The organism is Bradyrhizobium sp. MI1.3 (genome assembly GCF_055811695.1).
The window spans coordinates 30,656-51,907 of sequence record NZ_JBVVPQ010000054.1 but is presented as its reverse complement, the minus strand read 5'-3'; the positions used below and the strand labels follow the sequence as shown (position 1 = coordinate 51,907).

20 protein-coding genes and 1 tRNA gene are annotated in these 21,252 nt (G+C 61.7%); 11 read left to right on the top strand and 10 right to left on the bottom strand.

From position 1 onward, the window contains the following. Positions 1-365 precede the first annotated feature (365 nt). From AC0L3A_RS29860 to AC0L3A_RS29825, 8 genes are all read left to right on the top strand, one after another. On the top strand, positions 366-797 hold the full coding sequence (locus AC0L3A_RS29860) for a phasin (protein WP_007596705.1): 432 nt from the start codon (positions 366-368) through the stop codon (positions 795-797). A 342-nt stretch (positions 798-1,139) separates the two neighbouring features. Continuing rightward, positions 1,140-1,216: transfer RNA gene (locus tag AC0L3A_RS29855), tRNA-His, on the top strand. Positions 1,217-1,520: 304 nt separating this feature from the next. Beyond that, on the top strand, positions 1,521-2,984 hold the full coding sequence (locus AC0L3A_RS29850; protein ID WP_473255692.1) for a DNA sulfur modification protein DndB: 1,464 nt from the start codon (positions 1,521-1,523) through the stop codon (positions 2,982-2,984). A 126-nt stretch (positions 2,985-3,110) separates the two neighbouring features. Beyond that, positions 3,111-3,344 carry a hypothetical protein gene (locus AC0L3A_RS29845; protein WP_473255691.1) on the top strand — a complete coding sequence of 78 codons (234 nt, stop codon included), beginning with the start codon at positions 3,111-3,113 and terminating at the stop codon, positions 3,342-3,344. Beyond that, a complete protein-coding gene (locus AC0L3A_RS29840; protein ID WP_473255690.1) occupies positions 3,334-4,923 on the top strand; it encodes a hypothetical protein in 1,590 nt (529 codons plus the stop codon). Before AC0L3A_RS29845 ends, AC0L3A_RS29840 begins: the two co-directional genes overlap by 11 nt. A 461-nt stretch (positions 4,924-5,384) precedes the next feature. After that, on the top strand, positions 5,385-6,059 hold the full coding sequence (tenA, locus tag AC0L3A_RS29835) for a thiaminase II (RefSeq protein ID WP_473255689.1): 675 nt from the start codon (positions 5,385-5,387) through the stop codon (positions 6,057-6,059). A gap of 327 nt (positions 6,060-6,386) precedes the next feature. Beyond that, a complete protein-coding gene (gene parS / locus AC0L3A_RS29830; protein ID WP_473255688.1) occupies positions 6,387-6,908 on the top strand; it encodes a type II RES/Xre toxin-antitoxin system antitoxin in 522 nt (173 codons plus the stop codon). 9 nt (positions 6,909-6,917) lie between these two features. Next, positions 6,918-7,397, top strand: a complete 480-nt coding sequence (locus AC0L3A_RS29825) for an RES family NAD+ phosphorylase (RefSeq protein ID WP_473255687.1) — start codon at positions 6,918-6,920, stop codon at positions 7,395-7,397. On the opposite strand, the gene AC0L3A_RS29820 is transcribed toward AC0L3A_RS29825, so the two are convergent. The 3 genes from AC0L3A_RS29820 to AC0L3A_RS29810 are packed head-to-tail and all read right to left on the bottom strand — an operon-like array spanning position 7,390 to position 10,433. After that, entirely contained in the window at positions 7,390-8,334 is a 945-nt protein-coding gene (locus tag AC0L3A_RS29820) for an AEC family transporter (protein ID WP_354128971.1), read from the bottom strand. The two genes, AC0L3A_RS29825 and AC0L3A_RS29820, sit on opposite strands and share 8 nt — an antisense overlap. A 6-nt stretch (positions 8,335-8,340) precedes the next feature. Next, positions 8,341-9,264: an HpcH/HpaI aldolase/citrate lyase family protein gene (locus AC0L3A_RS29815; protein ID WP_473255686.1), complete on the bottom strand. Its 924-nt coding sequence runs from the start codon at positions 9,262-9,264 to the stop codon at positions 8,341-8,343. A 2-nt stretch (positions 9,265-9,266) separates the two neighbouring features. After that, complete coding sequence (locus tag AC0L3A_RS29810; protein WP_473255685.1) at positions 9,267-10,433, bottom strand: CaiB/BaiF CoA transferase family protein; 1,167 nt, start codon at positions 10,431-10,433, stop codon at positions 9,267-9,269. Between the two features lie 321 nt (positions 10,434-10,754). Between AC0L3A_RS29810 and AC0L3A_RS29805 the strand changes: the two genes are divergently transcribed. Both AC0L3A_RS29805 and AC0L3A_RS29800 read left to right on the top strand, forming a co-directional pair. Continuing rightward, positions 10,755-11,117, top strand: a complete 363-nt coding sequence (locus tag AC0L3A_RS29805; RefSeq protein ID WP_007596686.1) for a hypothetical protein — start codon at positions 10,755-10,757, stop codon at positions 11,115-11,117. A 400-nt stretch (positions 11,118-11,517) separates the two neighbouring features. Continuing rightward, positions 11,518-12,195, top strand: coding sequence for a ParA family protein (locus AC0L3A_RS29800; protein ID WP_007596685.1), 678 nt, complete (start codon positions 11,518-11,520; stop codon positions 12,193-12,195). A 77-nt stretch (positions 12,196-12,272) separates the two neighbouring features. Here AC0L3A_RS29800 and AC0L3A_RS29795 read toward each other — a convergent pair whose 3' ends face one another. The 5 genes from AC0L3A_RS29795 to trxB form a co-directional block, all read right to left on the bottom strand. Continuing rightward, on the bottom strand, positions 12,273-12,452 hold the full coding sequence (locus AC0L3A_RS29795; protein ID WP_007596684.1) for a hypothetical protein: 180 nt from the start codon (positions 12,450-12,452) through the stop codon (positions 12,273-12,275). Between the two features lie 98 nt (positions 12,453-12,550). Then, on the bottom strand, positions 12,551-12,697 hold the full coding sequence (locus AC0L3A_RS29790) for a hypothetical protein (protein WP_473255684.1): 147 nt from the start codon (positions 12,695-12,697) through the stop codon (positions 12,551-12,553). Positions 12,698-12,876: 179 nt separating this feature from the next. Beyond that, entirely contained in the window at positions 12,877-13,785 is a 909-nt protein-coding gene (locus AC0L3A_RS29785) for a 4-hydroxy-tetrahydrodipicolinate synthase family protein (RefSeq protein ID WP_473255683.1), read from the bottom strand. 463 nt (positions 13,786-14,248) lie between these two features. Continuing rightward, positions 14,249-15,172: a LysR family transcriptional regulator gene (locus AC0L3A_RS29780; RefSeq protein WP_007614700.1), complete on the bottom strand. Its 924-nt coding sequence runs from the start codon at positions 15,170-15,172 to the stop codon at positions 14,249-14,251. Positions 15,173-15,177: 5 nt separating this feature from the next. Continuing rightward, positions 15,178-16,143 (bottom strand): thioredoxin-disulfide reductase, encoded by a 966-nt coding sequence (gene trxB / locus AC0L3A_RS29775; RefSeq protein ID WP_473255682.1) that lies wholly within the window; start codon positions 16,141-16,143, stop codon positions 15,178-15,180. A gap of 265 nt (positions 16,144-16,408) precedes the next feature. Here trxB and AC0L3A_RS29770 point away from each other — a divergent pair, with 265 nt between their 5' ends. Beyond that, the gene (locus tag AC0L3A_RS29770; protein ID WP_007596676.1) at positions 16,409-16,888 is read left to right on the top strand and encodes an Lrp/AsnC family transcriptional regulator; all 480 of its coding nucleotides are present in this window, start codon (positions 16,409-16,411) and stop codon (positions 16,886-16,888) included. A gap of 189 nt (positions 16,889-17,077) precedes the next feature. Here the strand turns inward: AC0L3A_RS29770 and greA are convergent, their stop codons facing one another. After that, the gene (greA, locus tag AC0L3A_RS29765) at positions 17,078-17,551 is read right to left on the bottom strand and encodes a transcription elongation factor GreA (RefSeq protein ID WP_007596674.1); all 474 of its coding nucleotides are present in this window, start codon (positions 17,549-17,551) and stop codon (positions 17,078-17,080) included. Between the two features lie 213 nt (positions 17,552-17,764). Beyond that, positions 17,765-21,229, bottom strand: a complete 3,465-nt coding sequence (gene carB, locus AC0L3A_RS29760; RefSeq protein ID WP_473255681.1) for a carbamoyl-phosphate synthase large subunit — start codon at positions 21,227-21,229, stop codon at positions 17,765-17,767. Positions 21,230-21,252: the final 23 nt, after the last annotated feature.

Sequence of the window (21,252 nt, the reverse complement as noted above, 5' to 3'; positions counted from 1 at the left end):
GGGTCAGGGAGGGGGGGTGCCACACGGGGATTCTGTCCGTCGCGCTCTGGGCCTCAGGGCAACGACTGACCCTAGCCCTCCCCCACAAGTGGGGAGGGAACGGAGAGAGCGCTGCGGGCCGTCGCAAACCCCCCTCAACCACCGGTTCCCCTGCCGGGGAACCTCATCCTCCCCGAGATTAAATTTTGCAATGCACCCTCCAAACCCGTTGCGTTGCACAATGTTGACATTTTAGGCAGCCATGGTCCCCGCGCTGGGCGAGCCATCATTCGTTTCGTGTTTCCAGTCTTCGCACCCGTCACCCGGTTGGCCGGCGGGCGCGCCTGAAGGCTCACTCCGTTTTTTCATTAGTGTGAGGGATACCCATGACAGGTGCGACTGATCCGTTTTCTGCCTCGATCATTCCGTTCGAGGTCCCCGAGCAGATGCGTGCGTTCGCCGAAAAGGGCGTGTCGCAGGCCCGCGAGAACTACGCCAAGTTCAAGGACGCCGCCGAGACCCACAACGGCACCGTCGAGGCCGTGTTCTCGTCCGCCCACAAGGGCGTCAGCGAATACACCGCCAAGCTGATGGAGTTCGCGAAGGCCAACACCAAGGCCCATCTCGACTTCACCCAGGAGCTGTTCAGCGTGAAGGCGCCGCAGGATGCGTTCGCGCTGTGGACCAACCATTCCAAGGCGCAGCTCGAGACCTTCCAGGCCCAGGCCCGGGAGCTCGCCGAGATCGCCCAGCGCGCTGCCACTGCCGCCGCCGAGCCGATCAAGGCCTCCGCCGCGAAGCTCTACCCCGCCGCCTGACCCGGCGCGGCCGTCTCAATTAAGAACCCGGGCCCAGAGCCCGGGTTTTTTCTTCACCTCTCCCGCTCATGTCCGCCGAAGCCTTGGCGAAGGCGGATGCGGGAGAGGCCGGGAGAGGGCTCTCTCCTCACCGGAAGTGTCGCGACCAAGCGGGCGAGGGGAGCGCAACCTCGCTACGGTCGCCATCAAGCCTGATTTCATTGCGCTGAGGGTGATTTACCCCGGTTTTTCGTCTGTTTGCGGCCTTGCCAAAAACGCCCGTTGCACCTAGTTTCCGCCCCGTCCAGCCCCCCTCGGTGACCGGCCCTATCAAGGGCGCCCAGAGGCGCGGCTCGCAAGGATGCAGTTGTAGCTCAGTTGGTTAGAGCGCCTGTCTGTGGAACAGGAGGTCGGTGGTTCGAGCCCACCCAACTGTACCAGTGATTCCGCCATAAGATCAGTACTTTGGTGTAAACTGCGCTGCCTGTTCAGCCACGCAATGTTTACCTTCCCGTACTGTCGACTCTCTTCGATACCCGAATGCGGCCATCCCCTGGAAGGCTCTATTGGCGTGCGGTTTGGTGCCCGCTTGCCGTGGCTAAGTCGTTTATCTTGCCAAGTAGTAACTCCGGGAACAAGCAAATTCATTCCTGGACGTAAAAAATAACTATCCAGGATGATTGACATTCATGCCCTGGAGGTGGAAAAGCGCTTCCAGGATGGTTTTTTCAATAGGAGATTGTCATGATGCCTACTCAGAACGGCTTGCCCACTCCTCTCGCAACCTTGGATGAAGTGCTTGAGGTTGGCGACACCTCCGAAAAACCGATGAAGGTCTTCATTGGACACAATCTCGGGAATCGAACCTTTCTCATGCAGATGCCGATGCATGAGTTCTTCGGCATGTCCGAGGTGGCCAATGATCCTGGCCGAGATGGCGATCAGCTTGCGCAACGTAAGCTCGATCCAGCCCATGCGCACAAGCTCGCTGTCTACATGTTGAAGGGTCTTGTCTCCGCATCAATCGAGCGCAGACAGATCTCCGGAAAAGAAGTTCCCGAGACTCTCAAGGCGATGATGGAGCGCATGGGGCGGCAGCCTTACATGGCCCTACAGCCGATTGTTGTGAACATTCGCGATTGTAATCCTCGTGGCGCTGACATTCGCGGCGACCGAATGCTTGACAAGCGCACCGATGAGACCGCGGCTTTTAAGGTCTTTCTCGCTCAACGCCATGTTCTTTGGGTTATCGACGGCCAGCATCGTCGCGAGGGCATGCGATTGGTGTTTAGTTTCCTCGAATATGTGAGGACCACTCGGGCTTATCCCAAAAAGGGCAACTTGATCGGCTTTTCCGACGGAGACGATGCTAGTTCGGACGATCTCAAGATATGGGAAGAATGTTTCGAGGTCGCCCGCAGCTATTGTACCCTTTTGCTGGAGGTTCACCTCGGGCTGCACACGGACGAAGAACGTCAGCTTTTCCACGACTTGAATCGCTTGGGTAAAAAAGTTGATACCAATCTCGCGCTGCAATTCGACAATTCAAACCCAATCAATTTGTTCATCAAGGAAACTCTCATCAATGATCTCGGAATCGGAGTTTCCGAAGTAGATGTCAAGGATTGGAATGACGACGAAGGGAAGCTGCCGCGTAAAGATATGGTAGCAGTCAACGCTATTCTGTTCCTCAATAAGACCAACATTAGTAGTGCGACTCCTCCGATGCTTGAAGGCAAGCACGAAACTGCCGCCCGATTTTGGACGGCGGTACAGGCGATCGATGGCTTTGGCGAAGATAAGGCGAGGCAAAAAACAGTAGCTGCTCAACCTGTTGTCCTGAAGGCAATTGCAAAACTTGTCTACGATTTTCGCTTTAGCAATCGCCGACCCGAGGATGGAGACTCGCTCACTGAGAAGCTTCTCTCTCACTTAACTGACATCGATATGAGCCATGAGAATCCGATGTGGCGGTACTACGAATTCTCGCAGGAGCAGAGACAAAGTCATGGTCTCGCAGGGCTCACTGCATACCTGCCGGCGGAGGGGACCGGAAACAGGGATATCGGAAGCTTCCAGGGGGGGTATATGCGCTTCGGTGCCAAGCACAACGATATCTATCCGATCGTTGGCGATATGATCCGTTGGAAACTTGGGCTTCCGTCGCGTCATTCATCCGAGGCAGGTGCTGAAGCTGCCGCCGCTTAGCGAGATCATCTTAGATATCTACCGTCGTCGTAGATCATCGACTTACGCAAATGTGGTGCCCGGGTTTCGGGCACTGATTTGAATTAAAATTTCTTGTGTTCCCAGAATTTAGATCACGAGGATACAATGAATAGTTCACCAAACGTCACTGCCTTACGTGTCGCCGACGAGGACTTTCTCGTTGCTAGTATGATCGAGCGCTGCCCGAAGACGATGATGATCCGCGAATTGGTCATGAACGCAATCGAGGCAGCAATCAATGCGCCAGCAGGCGAGCAAACAATAGAATTGATGCCGAAATGGATTGGCGGCGTCGAGAAACTTTGTATTTTGGAATTCTGGACCCGGGATGTCCAGTGAAGAGCTCCATCAGATATGCGATCTGGCTGCATCCATTGGAAAAGACAAGGGGCTTGATGACAATTTCGGTATGGGCGCAAAGGTGGCGTCACTACCCTCAAACCGTTACGGCCTTCGTTATCGCAGTTGTAAAGGAGGGTTGGTGAGCGAGGTCATCTTGTGTCAGCGCGACAACGTATACGGTCGGCTTCGTCGCATGAGTGAAGCAGGTTCTCTAGAGGAAGTCTTCGATGTTACAGCAGCATGCTTGATTGAAGGATACGATCTGTCGCGAGATTGGACTGAGGTCGTGCTGTTTGGGAATCGGGCGGACCAAAATACGCTTCGAGACCCTTACGAACAAAACCCGGCTATGAATGGTCAGTGGCTTGCAGATTATCTCTATCACCGATTTTATCGGCTTCCTCCTGGACTTGTCGTGAGGTTCAAGCCGGGCGCTCATAAATTGGATGGCACGCGTACATTTCGGACAATTCCTGAGCGCGCATATCCGCTTGGTAGATCCGAGTGCGTAGTTTTAAACGACGGTACAAAGATCCATTATTTCTACGATCCGCCACTCGCCAGCACAAGTCACAACAAGTCAGTGAGCGGAGCAATCACGACGGACGTAAGCACTTGCGCAATTGTATACAAGAACGAATTGTACGATTTGCTGCGAGGGCGTCAGTGGACCTTGGATGCACCAATCTTTGGCGTCACTTTCGGCGCAAAGCACATCTCGATTCACATCGAGCTAACCGATGATTGCTCGGTACGACCGGAAGCCTATCGACAATTTCTCAGATATCGCGAAGGAGATCAGCGTCAAGTAGTCGGTCAAGATTTTGCGCATCTCGTAAGAGAAAATCGACCCTCTTGGCTGATAGAGCTAATTAATTCGCTGGCTCCCACTGACTCGGGAAGCACGAAAGAAATTCGAGACGAACTGCAACGACTATTAAACAGCCTAAGAGTCAAAACAACGAGCCCGCGCCTAAATCCAAGCGGCGATATCACTGTTGAATTTGGCACGTCCGGCGGCGGGAGTCGTGCCTCCAATCAGGGCGAGGGGCAGCCAGATGGCAAATCGCCACGAGTCAGGCCCGATGATTTGCTCGCCGTCCCAACCGGAGCCAAACGAGCCAGGGTTTCTCTCAACGCCGAGCGCGCTCCTGAGATAATTCCGCTTCATGACGAGAGCGCCATTGAAGAAAAAGGCCTCAAGGGTAAGGCCGCGAAATTTTATCCTGAAGCAGGGCAGCTATTTGTAAACATGCATTACCATTCGATTGCTGAGATGCGCACCCAACTTGAATTGGAGTATGCACACGCTCCTGAGCCCGAAGCGATGCGTCGGATGACAAAGGAATTTGCTGAACGAACGATGATCATTCGCGTCGGTCGGGCTGTTGTTTATGCGCTCGCTAAGCAATTGAACCAAGAGTGGACAACCGAGGATATGGCGCGCGCTCAATCTCCAGAAAGCCTGAGCATCGCGGCGGATGATTTCATCGATGGTCTTCAGAACGTTCGTAGGCGAATGGGCATTGCGCTACGTGCAGTACGATCGGAGGCACCGGAAAGCATGTCTTCTTGACGTGAACAGTCCCTCAGAGCGGGAGTAGGAGCTTAAGAATGACGAGAGCCTGTGCGCAAGTGGAGGGTGACTGACTGGCTGGCAGGGGCCATCGTGAAGGTCTGTTGATCCAAGACAGAAAGCAGTCGCCACGCAGTGTCGACTACCTCACCTTGCCACCACCCACACCACCACCGGCAGCGTCAACCCCGCCCAGGCGTGGACCAGAAGCATTTGCCGGAGCAGGCGCTGGCATGTTTTGCCGCTCTCGCTCATGGCTTAACAGGGACATTTGTCCACACCGCCTGAATGTCTGGTTGCGGATTAGGGTGAGAGTGCCCAAACTCCCGACGCGGAGAGTGCCCTTTCCGATAGCGCATTGCGAACCCGGGAGCTATGGTGACAGCGGACGAAACTGGCTTTAGCGGCGTTGCGGTAGCTTCCCAAAAACGTTCATGGACAAGCACCCCAGGCGAAACATCGTGAGTTTCTTCGAGCGTCTCAAGACAGAAGCATCCGGTGAGTGGCGGGCTTACACCGAGCATCCCTTCACGAACGGATTGGCAGACGGCTCGCTGCCTGAAGCGGCGTTTCGTCACTACCTTGTTCAAGACTATTTGTTCCTCATCGAGTTTGCTCGCGCCTACGCGCTCGCGGTCTACAAGTCGCCCAGACTCGCCGATATGCGTGAGGCCGCGGCCGGCCTTTCGGCCATCCTCGATGTCGAGATGAACCTTCATGTGAAGCTCTGTGCCGACTGGAGTCTGTCCCCGGCCGACCTTGAACAGGCCCCTCCGGCGGCCGAGATGCTGGCCTATACGCGCTACGTGCTCGACGCGGGAATGCGCGGCGATCTGCTGGCACTCAAGGTGGCGCTTGCCCCCTGCGTGATCGGGTACGCGGAGATCGCAACGCGGCTCGCCTCGCGACCCCTCGCGGACGCCGCGACGAACGCCTATCGCGTTTGGATCGCCGAGTACGCCGGCGCGCCGTACCAGGAGGTCGCTGCCAAAGCGCGGGCGCATATGGAGCATCTCGCCGATCTCTACGCCACGCCGGCGCGAGAGGCAGAACTGATTGCGATCTTCAAGGAAGCCACCAGACTCGAGGCAGACTTCTGGGAGATGGCCTGGCGTGAGGGCCAGCGTGTTCAATAGCCCTTTCAGGCATTGTCTGAGCTTCCCGGCATGAGGTCGCGAGAGCACCGCCGCGCTTGAATCCGGCAGCCCATGTGCTTAAATGCCACTTGGCTGTATTTTTCAGGCATTTGGCATTACGGCGGACCAATGGCAAAGAACGAGCGGACTGGCAAAGGCGTTGGTTCAACTTCCCGCGGGCTTCGTGCCCCCGGCTCGCTGACCAACAAACAGATCAAGACGATCGCGGCGGCAGCCCTGACCCAGCGACCTGACCGCAAGCCATCATCGAAGCCGACGCACAAATCTCCTCCCGACAAATCGCGCGGGGGGGCGGCAATTGAACGCTTGTTCGCCTCCGAGCAGGACCACACCTATCAACCGCAAGCCGGCGCCATTGTCGTGCAGGGGCATTTCGATGCGGTCACGGGGCTCTCCACCGTCACCGACGCGCCTTCGCTCGGGCTGGGCAGGGGCGGGACGGATGAATCGCAGCCGTCGGCCGAGCTGTTCAATGTCGTTATCGACGCCAACAGCCTGTTTCGCATCGAACCTGCCGCGCTCAAGCGCCTCGCCAATTACAGCGACGACGAAATTCACGCGCTTGTCGTGCCGAAGCGCACACTGGCGCGGCGGCTGTCGGAGGGCGAGCCGCTGACGGTCGAGGAGACCGACAAAGCCGTGCGGCTGGCGCGGGTTGACCGATTGGCCGCCAACGTGTTCGGCGAGCCTGCGAAGGCGCACCGCTGGTTGCGCAAGCCCAAGAAGTTGCTTCGCGGGGAAACGCCACTTGCTTACCTCGCGACGGAGGCGGGCGCGCGCGTCGTCGAAGAGATGCTGCACCGGATCGAACACGGCATCCTTGCGTAAGGATTTGGCGTGAGGATCTGGCGGATCTCCAACTTCGACGATCTGTCTGACGTGGGCGGCCTCAAGGCCGACGGCCGCTGGCATGATCGCGGCCGGCACGCGGTCTACGCAGCGGATCATCCGGCGTCGGCACTGCTCGAAGTGATGGTGCATCTTGAAATCGATTTCGAGGACCTGCCGACGAGCTACCAACTGCTCGGCATCGACGTGCCGGACGACCTCGCCGTCGAGACGGTGAGCCGGGCCGACATCGAGAGTATATCGCCGGATTGGGCTGACGATCCCAGGGTGAGCCGCGACGTGTTGCGGACCTGGTTCACTGAGGTGCGCACGGCGATGGTGTCGGTGCCATCGGTCATCGTGCCATTCGCGCAAAACTACCTCATCAATCCCAGGCACAAGGACGCGGCGCGCATCCGCGTGGCGCATGTCGCGCGCTATCCCCATGACCTCAGGCTGTTCGGCCAATGGCCGGCCAACGCTACCTAACCCCCGCCACCACCCACACCACCACCGGCAACGTCACCGCCGCCAGCAGCGTCCCCAGCGCCACCGCGCCCGATACCGGGTTCACCAGCCGCTGATACTGAACCGCGAAGATGTACGCATTCGCGCCGGTCGGCATCGCCGCGAACAGCACGACGACGCCGGCCGCGAGCGGCGGCAGGTCGAGCAGCTTTGCCAGCACGAAGGCGGCCGCCGGCATCGCCAGCAGTTTGAGCGCGCTCATGGCGAGGATGCCGAGCTTCTCGCCCTTGACCTCGAAACGAAAGAGATTGATGCCGAGCGCGATCAGGGCAGCGGGCGATCCCGCCTGCGCCGAGAGCTCGACGGTCCGGTCGACGACCGGATGCAGGCCGAGGCCGGTGAGGCGCCAGACGAGGCCGAAGCCGATCGCGAGCATGATCGGGTTGCGGGAGAGATCGCGCAGCACCGGCAGGATCAGCGATGCGGCCGAGGCGGTCTGCTTGCGGTCGACCAGCTCCATCTGCAGCGTGCCGCAGAGCCAGAGCAGCGGCGTGTTCACCGACAGGATCAGCGCCATCGGGCCCGCGGCCTCATTGCCCAGCGCCGAGAGCGTCAGCGGAATGCCGAGCATGACGATGTTGCCGTAGACCGAGCCGATCGCGAACACGACGCCGTCCTCGCGGTCCTCGCGCCGCTTCCGCAGCAGCGCCGAGAGGATGAGCGCCGCGATCCAGGTCAGCGCGAGCGCGCCGTAATAGGCGCCCCACATCCGCCACGGGCTGACGCCGGAGAATTCCGAGACGACGATGGTGCGGAACAGCAGGGCGGGAATGGCGATGCTGAAGGCGAATTCGGAGATGCCCTTATGCGCGGTCTCGGAGACGAAGCGAAACAACACCGCGGCATAGCCGGCCGCGATCAGCGCAAACACCGGCGCGACGATCAGCACGGTGGCCATGCGCGGCTACGACCCCATCTCGATGATCCGGCGCGCCATGCGCACATTGGCATAGTCGATCATCTTGCCGTCGAGCGTCACCGCGCCCTGGCCCTGCGCCTCGGCCTGCTCCATGGCCTCGACCACCCGCCGCGCGTGCGCGAGCTCAGCGTCGGAGGGGACGAACGCCCGCAGCGTGGGCTCGATCTGGTCGGGATGGATCACCTGCTTGCCGTCAAAACCCATCGCCACCGCCTTGAGCGCGCTGCTTTCGGTCAGTCTGGCGTCCCGGAACGCGCCGCAAGGGCCGTCGATGGCGCGCAGGCCGAACGCGCGCGCGGCCACCAGCAGGCGCATCATCGGATAGGCGAACAGATCGAGCGGGGCGGAGGCATAGCCGCTTTCGGCGGAGCCGACGTGGCGATAGCCGTCCGGCGACGCGCCGATTTCCGAGGAGCGGGCGCCGATCGAGGCGGCGAAATCGCCGACGCCGAGATGAAGGGCGGCGACGCTTTGGTGCGCGGCGGCGAGCGCGTCGACATTGACGAGACCCAGCGCGGTCTCGATCAGCAGTTCGACCGCGACAGGCGAGGAGCGATCCGGCGCGGCCGCGCGCAGCTGATCGGCAATGGCGGCGATGTCGCTCGGGCGCTCCGCCTTCGGCACGATCACCGAATCCAGCCGGGGCAGCGCAGCGAGCTTACGGATCTCCTGCGCGATGAAGGGGCTGTCGACGGCGTTGAGCCTGACAGCGACGACCTTGTTGCCCCAATCCAGAGAAGATAACGACCCCGCGGCTTCCTCCAGCGCCGCGCTCTTCTCGGACGGCGGCACGGCGTCCTCGAGATCCATGAACACCGCATCCGCGGCCGAGGCCGCAGCCTTGGCGACGAGACGGGAGCGATGCGCGGGAACGGCCAGATAGACCCGCGTCGGCCGTAGACGGACCATCGTCACGTCTCCTTTGCGAGACCGAGCTCGCTGAGGATGGATGGGTTGTGCTGGCCGACGTCAGGCACCGGATCCATCCTGGGCGACAGGCCCGGAATGGTGAGAGCCGGCAGGAAGCTCATCACCGGGCCGCAACGAGTGCCCACCGTTTGCACCCGGGATCGGGCGCGGAGCTGCTCGTGCTCCAGGAACGCCTCGACCGAATTCAGATGTGCGTTGGCGATCGAGGCCTCGTCGAGCAGCCGCAGCACCTCGTCACTGGTCATCGCCGCAAAACGCTGCTCGATATGGACCTGCAGATCGTCCCTGTTCTGCATGCGCAGCGGATTGGTGCGGAAGCGGGGATGGTCGGCAAAGGCGGCCTCGCCAAGCACAATGGCGCACAGCGATCGCCATTCCCGGTCGTTCTGGATGCCGAAGAAGATCGTGTTGCCGTCGCCGACGCGGAAAGGGCCATACGGCGCTATCGTTGCATGCCTTGCCCCGGTTCGCGGCAGCGGCCGGCCCGTACTCTGCGTGTAGAAGGCGGGATAGCTCATCCAGTCCGTAATGGAATCGAACAGCGAGGCCTGGAAGGCGGTGCCCTTGCCGGTGCGCTCGCGGCGATACAGCGCCATCAGCACGCCGTTGAGGATGTACATGCCGGTGGCGATATCGACCACGGAAAGTCCGACCTTGGCGGGCTCCGCCTCGGTGCCGTTGATGGCGAGGACGCCGGCCTCGCACTGCACCAGGAGATCGTAAGCCTTCTTGTTGCTGTAGGGTCCGCCCGTACCATAGCCCGAAACGTCGCAGGCGATAATCCGGGGATACTTCCGCAGCAGCGATGCGGCATCGAGGCCCAGCCGCTCCGCCGCGCCGGGCGCCAGGTTCTGGATGAAGACGTCGGCCTGCGGCAGCAGGGCGTCGAGCACCTCCTGGCCTTCAGGACTTTTGATGTCGATGGCGAGGCTCTCCTTCGACCTGTTGGTCCAGACGAACTGGCTCGACATCCCGTTCATCACATGATCGTAGTCGCGGCAAAAATCGCCATCGCCCGGCCGCTCGATCTTGATGACCCGCGCGCCCCAATCCGCAAGATGCCGGCTGGCAAGAGGAGCCGCGATCGCCTGCTCGAGCGAGACCACCGTCACGCCCGACAGCGGCAGCTCCGCCTCATGTCGCTCCATGCAATCGTCTCCGCTCCCGCTCACGCTTTTGTCCAGCGCAGGAGACAAGCCGACCAGCCCACGCACGTTCTGTGATGATGGCATCATGCTCCTGTTTTGCCCGACGAGTCAAATCCAATTTCGTAAAATCCGCAAATCGCGATCCGCAAAGTTCAATCGCCACATGGACTTGGCTACTGTGCATGGGGTTGTTTTCGCGTTTTTTGTTTTAGGGGCCCTGTTGCCGAGACCGCACACGTCGCGGCTTTCGCATCTCGCCTCGGTTGCCAACGAACGCCCGTTCACCCACTATCGCCTCCGACTCGACATTTGGGGGGATCGATGCCGGCGTTCCGCTTTAAGAAATCTTTCGCTGCTGCGATCACGGGGATCGCCCTGGCCGTCCTGATCCACCCGGGTGAAGGCTTTGCCTACTCCCAGGAGGAGCAGCAGGCCTGCACCCCTGATGCGATGCGGCTGTGCGGCGAGTTCGTTCCGAACGTCGACGCCATCACCGCCTGCATGATCCAGAAGAAGTCGCAGCTCTCGCCGCAGTGCCGGGTGTTCTTCCGGCCGGGGCCGGAGCCGGGCATGGCGGCCGCGCCCCGCGCCGGCAAGCCGACCAGCATTGCGCCCAAGAGCTCGGCCCGGACGGCGAAGAAGAGCACCAAGCCGGCCAAGAAGAAGAAATCCAGCGAAGGCTGAACGCGGACACCGCGTTCCCTCTTTGAAACTCGATCATGCCCGGGCCAAAGCGCGCAGTGCGTTTGAAGTCCCGGGCATTTGCGTGTCCGGCTCCTCGTTCGCTGTCGCCTTGAGTCAAACTGACCCAGGCATCAGCCCCACACCAGCCACCGGACTCGTTTTGTTCGCCTCCGATTGCGGACGCTTGCGACAAGGCGGGATGGAAACGGTTAGCGAAGCGGTTTGCGCGGCGAAGTTGCATTCCCCTTCGTCCCGCAGCGCCGCGCACGCAGCAGTGTGACTCAAAAGCCAACGCGCTTTGTTATTTCATGGCGCCAGCATAACTTATGATAAATTTTTCTTTCCCGAATCACCGCGGTGATTCATTTTCGCCGCCTGGGGTCAATCTGGAGGCAGAGGTATGAACGTTATTGTTTTTGCATCGCGTAAAGGTGGCTCAGGCAAGAGTACGCTGGCCGCGCATCTCGCCGCGCAGATCAAGGCGACCAAGCCGATCCTGCTCGTCGATGCGGATCCGCAAGGCTCGCTCACGCTGTGGCACAAGCTGCGTGGCACCAACGAACCGCCGATCAAGTCCGCGGTAAACTCGGTCAGCGGCATCGTCTCCGCTGCCAAGCGCGACGGTTATGAATGGGTGTTGATCGACACGCCGCCGAACCTCTCGGCCGTCGTCGACGACGCCATCCGCAATGCCACCATGGTGGTGATCCCCGCCCGTCCCGGCGTGTTCGACGTCAACGCGGTGCAGGAAACCATCCAGATGTGCCGTGCGGCGCGCAAGCCCTACGCGGTCGTGCTCAACGGTGCGCCGGCGCGCCGCGACGAGTCCGAGAGCCCGATCGTCACCATCGCCCGCGAAGCGCTGGCGAAGTTCCGTGCTCCGGTGTGGGGCGGCCAGATCACCAACCGTTCGGATCTGCTGATGGCGCTGAGCCACGGCGAGGGCGCGCGGGAATATCAGGCCGAGAGTCGTGCGGCTCAGGAAATCGCAAGGCTGTGGGCGGCAATCGAACGTTCGGTGAAGGCTATTCGCGGCACGGCGTCGGCGTCCGGCGCAATGCACAAGCAGGCGGCGTAATTTTTCATAAATCATTCCCCGGACGAAAAACGCGCGGACATCCGCGCGTTTTGCGTTTCTGGAGATCGCTGTGGAGGCTATGCCACCATCAGCATGTAGAACACGATCACCGGCGACAAAGTGAGGATCACTGACCAGATGCCGGCGGCCCAGAGAATGTCCTCGGTGGTGAAGCCCTGCTGTCCAGCGTCGTAATGCGACGCCATTTCGTTATGACTATTCACAAACGCCCCCGCGATTTCTTCGCTTATGGGCATGAACGCTACACGGGATGATTTAAAAATCCGGGTCGCAGTTTCGCGCGCTTTCGAACACAGGTGCTACCACGGGTTAACCATCCCGACCTGCGCTTGCATCACGCCAGCCAGACTCGAAACACCAGCACCGGCATCAGGCCGAGCATCACCGCCCAGAAGCCGAACGACGACACCACCAGAATTCCCCGCATGAAATCAGCCGACGCGAACATGTCTGCGGCCGTCGGGCGGATGCGCTGCCCCATGATCATTCCCCCATTTGAAAAGACTTTGAATGAAGACGATAGGCGCGATTGCGTAAACGAGCCGTGGATGCGCCATGCGGCAGCAGCGAAGGCCGTTGGGGCGCGGTTAACCAAGCACTCCGCTCTCTCACTCCCTCTCCCCGTTCTTACGGGGAGAGGGTGGGGTGAGGGGCTATCAGCTACGCCGCGACTTGCGTCCGCCGTTCGATCTCGCGGTCGAGCTGGACGGCGAGTTCGCTGCCGATCTCGACCATCGGCAGGCGCACTTCGGGGCTGTCGATCAGGCCCGTGCGCCACAGCCAGTATTTTGCCGGTGCGGGACTGGGCTCGGTGAACAACAGCCGCGTCAGGTCCGCGACCTCCTGCCAGCGCGCCAGCGCTGCATCATGGTTGCCGCGCTTCAGCTCGGCATGGACAGCCGCAAATGTCGCGGTCTCGAGATGGGCTGACAGCACGATGCCGCCGTCGGCGCCGTCGCTGAGCGCCTCGAAATAATTCGCATCCTCGCCGGTCAGCACGCGAAAGTCCGCAGGGCGGTCGCGCAGCAGCGCGATGGATTGCTCGCGGCTCGCGCCGCAATCCTTCAGGCCGATGATGTTCGGATGCCCGGCAAGCCGCAGCAGCGTCTGGTTGGTGATGTTGACCGAGGTGCGATAGGGGATGTTGTAGAGCGCGAGCGGCCAGGCGGCGTGATCGGCGAGCGCTTCGAAATGCGCCAGCAACCCACGCTGCGACGGCCGCACATAATACGGGCTCGCGATCAGATAACCGTCGATCGGCCAGTCCGCGGTCGCGTCGAGACGCTCCTTCAGCCGCGAGGTGTCTGCGCCTGACAGTCCGAGGCAGATCGGAATCTTGCTGTGGCCGGTGGTCAGCTCGTCGCGCACGATGGCGACGAGGCGTTCGAGCTCGGCGTCGCGCAGCGTCATGCCTTCACCGGAGGTCGCCCCCAGGATGAAGCCGTCGACAGCCTGTCCGCTGTAATGCCGTGTCAGCCGGCGCAGCGACCTCTCGTCGAGGGCGCCGTCGCGAAACGGCGTCACCAGCGGCAGCCAGAGCCCGTGCAATTGTTCCTGTAGTCCGGTCATGTTCCATCTCCTGCTCGGGAAAAGTCCTGAGACGAGGGCACATGAAAAAACCCCGTCCAGGCGGCGGGGTTTTCGAAGTTTCGGCTCGCGATGACGAAGGCTGTTAGCGCGTGCAAAAATCCGAGGTCCCCAGATGGGGGCCTTTTTTCGAGGCGATTGCCTGCGACGAGCTTACGCACGACTTCGTGATCATTTGCAAATCATGCGGGGTAAGCATGGAACTGTCAATACACGTGGAGGGCGAAGGCCGAATCCGCCAAAAAAAAGCCGGGCTCGATCGAGCCCGGCTTAAGGTATTGGCCACGTGAGGCCGACACAATCACCTTCCAAGAGGGATTACTGAACTCCCGCGCCACTGGAGGAGGGGGACAAATGCGCAACGCGAAGGCTCAGCGTGAAAAGATTATGGGCTAGCTTCGCGCCATGCATCAAGCGTCCAAGCCGCATGTCAGACATGCGGAAATCAGGACGGCCAGCGCTGCGCCTTGCTCACCACGAAGTCGCGGAACACTTGCACGCGCGCGACCGTCTTCAGCTCTTCCGGATAAACAAAGTACGTATCGAGCTGGATCGAATCCGATTCGCCGAACAACTGCACGAGGCGGCTCTGTTCTTCGATCAGATAGTCGGGCAGCGCGGCAATGCCGAGGCCCTGCTGACAGGCGCGGACGAGGCCGAGAATGTTGTTGACCCTGAAATAGGCCTCGCGCGGACCCGAGCCGTTGCGCCCCGCTTCGACCAGCCAGTTGCGGTTCTGAAGATGCGGCGCGAAGTTGCCGTCGGAGAGCGTGATGATGCGGTGGGAGTCGAGCTCCTCCAGCGTGCGCGGCGTGCCGAAGCGCTTGATGTAATCGGGCGAGCAATAGGCGTGGAAGCCCATCGCGAACAGCTTGCGCTGGATGAGATCCGGCTGCGTCGGCTTGCGGGTGCGGATCGCGACATCGGCCTCGCGCATCGACAGGTCGAGCTCCTCGTCTGTGACGATCAGCGAAATCCGGATTTCCGGATAGAGCGCGGTGAATTCGCCGAGCCTGGGGATCAGCCAGTTGATGCCGACGCCGGGCGTGGTGGTGATCTTGAGATCGCCGCTCGGCCGCTCGCGGCTGTCGGTCAGTTTGGCGCGCGCCGCCTGCAGCTGCATGAACACGTCATGGGCGGTGCGGAACAGGAGGTCGCCCTGTTCGGTGAGGATCAGGCCGCGGGCGTGGCGGTGGAACAGCGAGACCGAAAGCTCCTGCTCCAGTGCCGAGACCTGGCGTGACACCGCCGATTGCGACAGGCCGAGCTGCTCGCCCGCGTGCGTGAAGCTGCCCGCTTCCGCCGCGGCGTGAAACACCTTCAGCTTGTCCCAGTCCATATCCGTAAATCCGTCGCGTGTTCTTGCCATGATGTCTATTCCGCTGCCGCGCGCTCGCTGGCGCGCAGGGCCAAAAATCGTTCCGCCTCGAGCGCTGCCATGCAGCCGAGGCCGGCCGCCGTGACCGCTTGACGATAGGTCTCGTCGGCGACGTCGCCGGCGGCGAACAGGCCGGGGACCGAGGTGGCGGTCGAGTTCGGGGCGACCTCGACATAGCCCGACGGTTTCAGCTTGATCTGGCCGGCCACGAGCTCGGTCGCCGGGGCATGCCCGATGGCGACGAAGACGCCGTCGGTCGGCACATCGGTCAAGGCGCCGGTCTTGACGTTCTTCAGTCGAACATAGGTGACCTTGTTCGGGTTCTCGGTGCCGCAGATCTCGTCGACGGCTGAGTCCCAGACCACCTTGATCTTCGGGTGCTTGAACAGACGCTCCTGCAGGATGCGTTCGGCGCGGAAGTGATCGCGACGATGCACGATGGTGACCTGCGAGGCATGGTTGGTGAGGTACAGGGCTTCCTCGACCGCGGTATTGCCGCCGCCGACCACCACGACGTCCTTGTTGCGGTAGAAGAACCCGTCACAGGTGGCACAGGCCGACACGCCGCCGCCCTGGAATTTCGCTTCGGACGGCAGCCCGAGCCAGCGCGCCTGGGCGCCGGTGGCGAGGATCACGGTGTCGGCGAGATAGACGTCACCGCTATCGCAGGTCAGGCGAAAGGGGCGCTGCGAGGTGTCGAGCTTGGTCACCAGATCGGTCTTGATCTGGGTGCCCACATGCAGCGCCTGCTTCTCCATCTGCTCCATCAGCCAGGGGCCCTGGATCACGTCGGCGAAACCGGGATAGTTCTCGACGTCGGTGGTGATGGTGAGCTGGCCGCCTGCCTGGATGCCCTGGATCAGGATCGGCTCGAGCATCGCGCGTGCGGCGTAGATCGCCGCCGTGTAGCCGGCGGGGCCGGAGCCGATGATGACGACCTTTGCATGGACAGCGGCGGACATTTCGACAGATGCCTTTCACGGGGGACTGCAGCGCGGGCGCGGAACGTGCCGGGAGGCCTCGCGGAGGCGCTGAAATATCAGAGGTAATCTAAGCCTTCTGGTGAGCTATGCAAGAATTGCATTCCCTGTCGGCGGATTTTTCCAACAGGGAACAAAAGTCGATTGCGCTGCACGCGCAATAAAATTGCGCCGAGTGCGCGGTCTGGGCTATGAGGATTGCGACAGACCCACCAATACCGCCGCAAAGGCCAGGAGTTCCAATCACGTGTCGCGGAACCTAGACGAGATCGACCTGAAAATTCTCACCGAGATTCAGGCCGACGGTCGAATCACGAATGTCGAGCTGGCCAAGCGCGTCGGCATTTCGCCACCGCCCTGCCTGCGCCGCGTCCGGGCGCTGGAGGAGGAGGGGTATATCCACGGCTATCGTGGGCTTCTCGACGCGCGCAAGCTCGGCTTCGACGTCACGGTATTTGCCGCAGTGCACCTCTCCAGCCAGGCCGAGGCGGATTTACGCGCCTTCGAGGAGTTCGTCCGCGCCGAGCCGCTGGTGCGCGAGTGCTGGATGCTGTCGGGCGAAGTCGATTTCATCCTGAAATGCGTCGCGCCCGACATGGCCACCTTCCAGGATTTCGTCACCCATTTGACCGCCGCTCCGCACGTCCGCAACGTGCGGACCTCGCTGGTGCTGCACAATTCGAAATACGAGGCGGCCGTGCCGCTCGACGTGAGGGGACGAAGGTAGCGTCTCCTCCGTCATTGCGAGCGGAGCGAAGCAATCCAGGCGACCTCTGCGGAAAGACTCTGGATTGCTTCGCTCCGCTCGCAATGACGAGAGGTGAGGGATCATCCCATCTCATTGCCGGCAACACGCAGCAACAAAAAAGGCCGCGCAGTGCGCGGCCTTTTCCAAACCAAACGCAACCGCAAATCGCTACCGCCACTCCACCTTGGTGATCTCATAAGCCTTGGCGCCGCCGGGTGCGTTGACCTCGACGGTTGAGCCCTTCTTCTTGCCGATCAGCGCGCGCGCGAGCGGCGAGGTGATGGAGATGCGGCCCTTCTTGGCGTCGGCCTCGACCTCGCCGACGATCTGCCACACCGTCTTCTTTTCGGTGTCCTCGTCGACCAGCGTCACGGTCGCGCCGAACTTGATGGTGTCGCCGGACAGCTTCGAGATGTCGATGATGTCGGCGCGCGCGAGCTTGTCCTCGAGCTCGGCGATGCGGCCTTCATTGTGGGACTGCTCTTCCTTCGCGGCGTGGTATTCCGCGTTCTCCGAAAGGTCTCCGTGCGAGCGCGCCTCGGCGATATGCTCGATGATCCGCGGACGGTCCTCCGACTGGCGCTTCTTCAGTTCTTCCCCGAGTGCGGCAAAGCCGCCCGCTGTCATCGGTACCTTTTCCATCTCTTCTCTCGTCCTTCGGTCGCGCGCGCCCTGACATGTCAGCGCGCACGCAACTTGATTCGTCAGTTCTGTCCGGGGGCTCAACGCGCGTGCCGCCGAACGTTCATATGGGCTTGGCGCCGGAACAGAACAACCTTATGGCCGGACAGTTCCTCCGGCCATAGTGGCTTCATCGCCAATCACTTAGCGGGAGATTGGGCCTCCCGCTCGCGATCAGGTTTCCGAAAAGTAGCTCTGCAGGGTCCGAACCTCAAGGTCCCCGCCCAGATAGGCGCGGATGCCCTGCGCGGCCGCCACGGCCCCGGAAAGAGTGGTGTAATACGGCACTTTATGCAAGAGGGCCGCGCGCCGAAGAGAACGGCTGTCGGCGAGCGCCTGCGGCCCTTCGGTGGTGTTGAAGACGAGCTGGACGTCGCCATTGGTAATGGCGTCGACGATGTGCGGCCTGCCCTCCAGCACCTTGTTCACCTTCTCGGTCGGGATGCCCTGGTCGGTCAGGAAGCGGGCCGTGCCCGACGTCGCCAGCACCTTGAAGCCGAGCGAATGCAGCTCGCGGACGGCCTCGGTGATGCGCGTCTTGTCGCTCTCGCGAACCGAGACGAACACCGTGCCCTTGCGCGGCACCCGTGTGCCGCCGCCGAGCTGGCTCTTGGCGAACGCCACCGCGAAGGAGCGGTCGATGCCCATGACCTCGCCGGTCGAGCGCATCTCGGGGCCGAGCACGGTATCGACGCCGGGGAAGCGGGCAAACGGAAATACCGATTCCTTCACGCCGACATGATCGAAGTTCGCCTTCTTCAGCTTGAAATCGGCAAGCTTCTCGCCGGCCATGACGCGCGCCGCGATCTTCGCGACTGGCGTGCCGACCACCTTGGCGACAAAGGGCACCGTGCGCGAGGCGCGCGGATTGACTTCGAGCACGTAGATCTCGCCGTCTTTGATGGCGTATTGCACGTTCATCAGGCCGACGACGTCGAGGCCGAGCGCCAGCTCGCGGGTCTGCCGCTCCAGCTCCTCGATCATCTTGTCGTCCAGCGAGTGCGGCGGCAGCGAGCAGGCGCTGTCGCCGGAATGGATGCCGGCTTCCTCGATGTGCTCCATGATGCCGACGATGAAGGTGTCCTTGCCGTCGCAGAGGCAGTCGACGTCGATCTCGGTCGCATCGGACAGATAGCGGTCGAACAGCAGCGGGTTCTTGCCGAGCACGGTGTTGATCTGGCCGGTCTTGTCGTTCGGGTAGCGCGCCTTGACGTCCCCCGGCACCAGCTCCGGCAGCGTGCCGAGCAGGTAATCACTGAGCTGGTTCTCCTCGCGGATTATTTGCATCGCGCGGCCGCCGAGCACGTAGGACGGGCGCACCACCAGCGGCAGGCCGAGATCGGTTGCGACCAGGCGCGCTTGCTCGACTGAATAGGCGATGCCGTTCTTGGGCTGCTTCAGCCGCAGCTTGTCGAGCACCCGCTTGAAGCGGTCGCGGTCTTCCGCAAGATCGATGGCATCGGGCGAGGTGCCGAGAATCGGCACTTCAGCGGCTTCCAGCGCGCGCGCGAGCTTGAGCGGGGTCTGGCCGCCGAACTGCACGATCACGCCGTGCAGCGTGCCGTTCGTGCGTTCCTTCGCGATGATCTCCAGCACGTCCTCGGCGGTGAGCGGCTCGAAATAGAGCCGGTCGGCCGTGTCGTAGTCGGTCGACACCGTCTCCGGGTTGCAGTTGACCATGATGGATTCGTAGCCGGCGTCGTGCAGCGCGAAGCAGGCGTGACAGCAGCAATAGTCGAATTCGATGCCCTGGCCGATGCGGTTCGGTCCGCCGCCGAGGATGATGACCTTCTTCTTGTCGGACGGCGAGCTCTCGTCCGCAGGCGCGCCCGCGAACGGCGCCTCATAGGTCGAGTACATGTAGGCGGTGGGCGAGGCGAACTCGGCCGCGCAGGTGTCGATGCGCTTGTAGACCGGGCGAACGCCGAGCGCGTGGCGCTTCGCCGTGACCTCGGCCTCCGTCGTCTCCGCGATCACCGCGAGCCGGGCATCGGAGAAGCCCATGGCCTTGAGCGTGCGCATGCCGAAGGCGTTGCCCGGCAGGCCGTTCTTGCGGACCTTCGCTTCCATGTCGACGATGCCGCGCATCTCGCTGAGGAACCACGGATCGATCTTGCAGGAATTGAAGATCTCCTCGTCCGACCAGCCGAGCCGCATCGCCTGGGCGACCTGGAGCAGCCGGTTCGGCGTCGGCGTGCCTAGCGCAGCGCGGATCGCATTCTTGTCGTCGTCGCGACCGAGACCTTCGATCTCGATCTCGTCGAGGCCGGTGAGTCCGGTCTCGAGCCCGCGCAAGGCCTTCTGAAGGCTTTCCTGGAAGGTGCGGCCGATCGCCATGACTTCGCCGACCGACTTCATCGACGTGGTCAGCGTGGTGGAGGCACCGGGGAATTTCTCGAAGGCGAAACGCGGCACCTTGGTGACGACGTAGTCGATCGTCGGCTCGAACGAGGCCGGCGTGGCGCCGCCGGTGATGTCGTTGGCGATTTCGTCGAGCGTGTAGCCGACCGCAAGCTTGGCGGCGACCTTTGCGATCGGAAAGCCGGTGGCTTTCGAAGCCAGGGCGGAGGAACGCGACACGCGCGGATTCATCTCGATGACGACCATGCGGCCGTCTTCCGGGTTGACGCCGAACTGCACGTTGGAGCCGCCGGTCTCGACCCCGATCTCGCGCAGCACCGCAAGCGAGGCGTCGCGCATGATCTGGTATTCCTTGTCGGTCAACGTCAGCGCCGGCGCCACCGTGATGGAATCGCCGGTGTGCACGCCCATCGGATCGAGATTCTCGATCGAGCAGACGATGATGCAATTGTCTTTCTTGTCGCGCACCACCTCCATCTCGTACTCTTTCCAGCCGAGCACGGATTCTTCGATCAGCACTTCGTTGGTAGGAGACGCATCCAGGCCGCGCTCGATGATGTCGAGGAACTCTTCCTTGTTATAGGCAATGCCGCCGCCGGTGCCGCCCATGGTGAAGGAGGGGCGGATGATCGCGGGCAGGCCGATCTCGGACAACGCCATCAGCGCCTGGCCGAGCGCATATTCCTGGTAGCGCTTGCGGCGGTCGCTCTCGCCGAGCGTCCACTGCCGCTCGAGCTCTGCGAGCGCCGCGCCCGAGGCCTTCGCGCGATCGGCCTGGTACTTGTCGCGGAAGGACTTCTTCAGGGCGGAGGCGTTGGCGAGCCGCGACTTCGGTGTCTCGAGCCCGATCTTGGTCATGGCCTCGCGGAACAGCTGGCGGTCTTCGGCCTTGTCGATCGCGTCCGCGGTGGCGCCGATCATCTCGACGTCGAACTTTTCCAGCGTGCCTTGCTGGCGCAGCGACAGCGCGCAGTTCAGCGCGGTCTGTCCGCCCATGGTCGGCAGCAGCGCGAAGCCGCCGGGAATGACGTGACGTTCCTTCTCGATGATTTTTGCGACGATCTCGGGCGTGATCGGCTCGATATAGGTCGCATCGGCCAATTCCGGGTCGGTCATGATGGTGGCCGGATTGGAATTGACGAGGACGATGCGATAGCCCTCTTCCTTCAGCGTCTTCACCGCCTGGGTGCCCGAATAGTCGAACTCGCAGGCCTGGCCGATCACGATGGGACCGGCGCCGATGATCAGGATGGTGGTGATGTCTGTACGTTTGGGCATCAACTCTCGCCGAAGTGGAATTT

What these genes read in the sequence shown, in the direction of transcription:
- AC0L3A_RS29790 (WP_473255684.1), bottom strand. Translation starts at nt 12,697, where the DNA reads ATGGGGCAGCGCATCCGCCCGACGGCCGCAGACATGTTCGCGTCGGCT.
- AC0L3A_RS29795 (WP_007596684.1), bottom strand. Translation starts at nt 12,452, where the DNA reads ATGCCCATAAGCGAAGAAATCGCGGGGGCGTTTGTGAATAGTCATAAC.
- AC0L3A_RS29850 (WP_473255692.1), top strand. Translation starts at nt 1,521, where the DNA reads ATGATGCCTACTCAGAACGGCTTGCCCACTCCTCTCGCAACCTTGGAT.
- AC0L3A_RS29805 (WP_007596686.1), top strand. Translation starts at nt 10,755, where the DNA reads ATGCCGGCGTTCCGCTTTAAGAAATCTTTCGCTGCTGCGATCACGGGG.
- carB (WP_473255681.1), bottom strand. Translation starts at nt 21,229, where the DNA reads ATGCCCAAACGTACAGACATCACCACCATCCTGATCATCGGCGCCGGT.
- AC0L3A_RS29845 (WP_473255691.1), top strand. Translation starts at nt 3,111, where the DNA reads ATGAATAGTTCACCAAACGTCACTGCCTTACGTGTCGCCGACGAGGAC.
- AC0L3A_RS29810 (WP_473255685.1), bottom strand. Translation starts at nt 10,433, where the DNA reads ATGGAGCGACATGAGGCGGAGCTGCCGCTGTCGGGCGTGACGGTGGTC.
- AC0L3A_RS29815 (WP_473255686.1), bottom strand. Translation starts at nt 9,264, where the DNA reads ATGGTCCGTCTACGGCCGACGCGGGTCTATCTGGCCGTTCCCGCGCAT.
- AC0L3A_RS29860 (WP_007596705.1), top strand. Translation starts at nt 366, where the DNA reads ATGACAGGTGCGACTGATCCGTTTTCTGCCTCGATCATTCCGTTCGAG.
- AC0L3A_RS29800 (WP_007596685.1), top strand. Translation starts at nt 11,518, where the DNA reads ATGAACGTTATTGTTTTTGCATCGCGTAAAGGTGGCTCAGGCAAGAGT.
- AC0L3A_RS29820 (WP_354128971.1), bottom strand. Translation starts at nt 8,334, where the DNA reads ATGGCCACCGTGCTGATCGTCGCGCCGGTGTTTGCGCTGATCGCGGCC.
- greA (WP_007596674.1), bottom strand. Translation starts at nt 17,551, where the DNA reads ATGGAAAAGGTACCGATGACAGCGGGCGGCTTTGCCGCACTCGGGGAA.
- trxB (WP_473255682.1), bottom strand. Translation starts at nt 16,143, where the DNA reads ATGTCCGCCGCTGTCCATGCAAAGGTCGTCATCATCGGCTCCGGCCCC.
- AC0L3A_RS29780 (WP_007614700.1), bottom strand. Translation starts at nt 15,172, where the DNA reads ATGGCAAGAACACGCGACGGATTTACGGATATGGACTGGGACAAGCTG.
- AC0L3A_RS29840 (WP_473255690.1), top strand. Translation starts at nt 3,334, where the DNA reads ATGTCCAGTGAAGAGCTCCATCAGATATGCGATCTGGCTGCATCCATT.
- AC0L3A_RS29785 (WP_473255683.1), bottom strand. Translation starts at nt 13,785, where the DNA reads ATGACCGGACTACAGGAACAATTGCACGGGCTCTGGCTGCCGCTGGTG.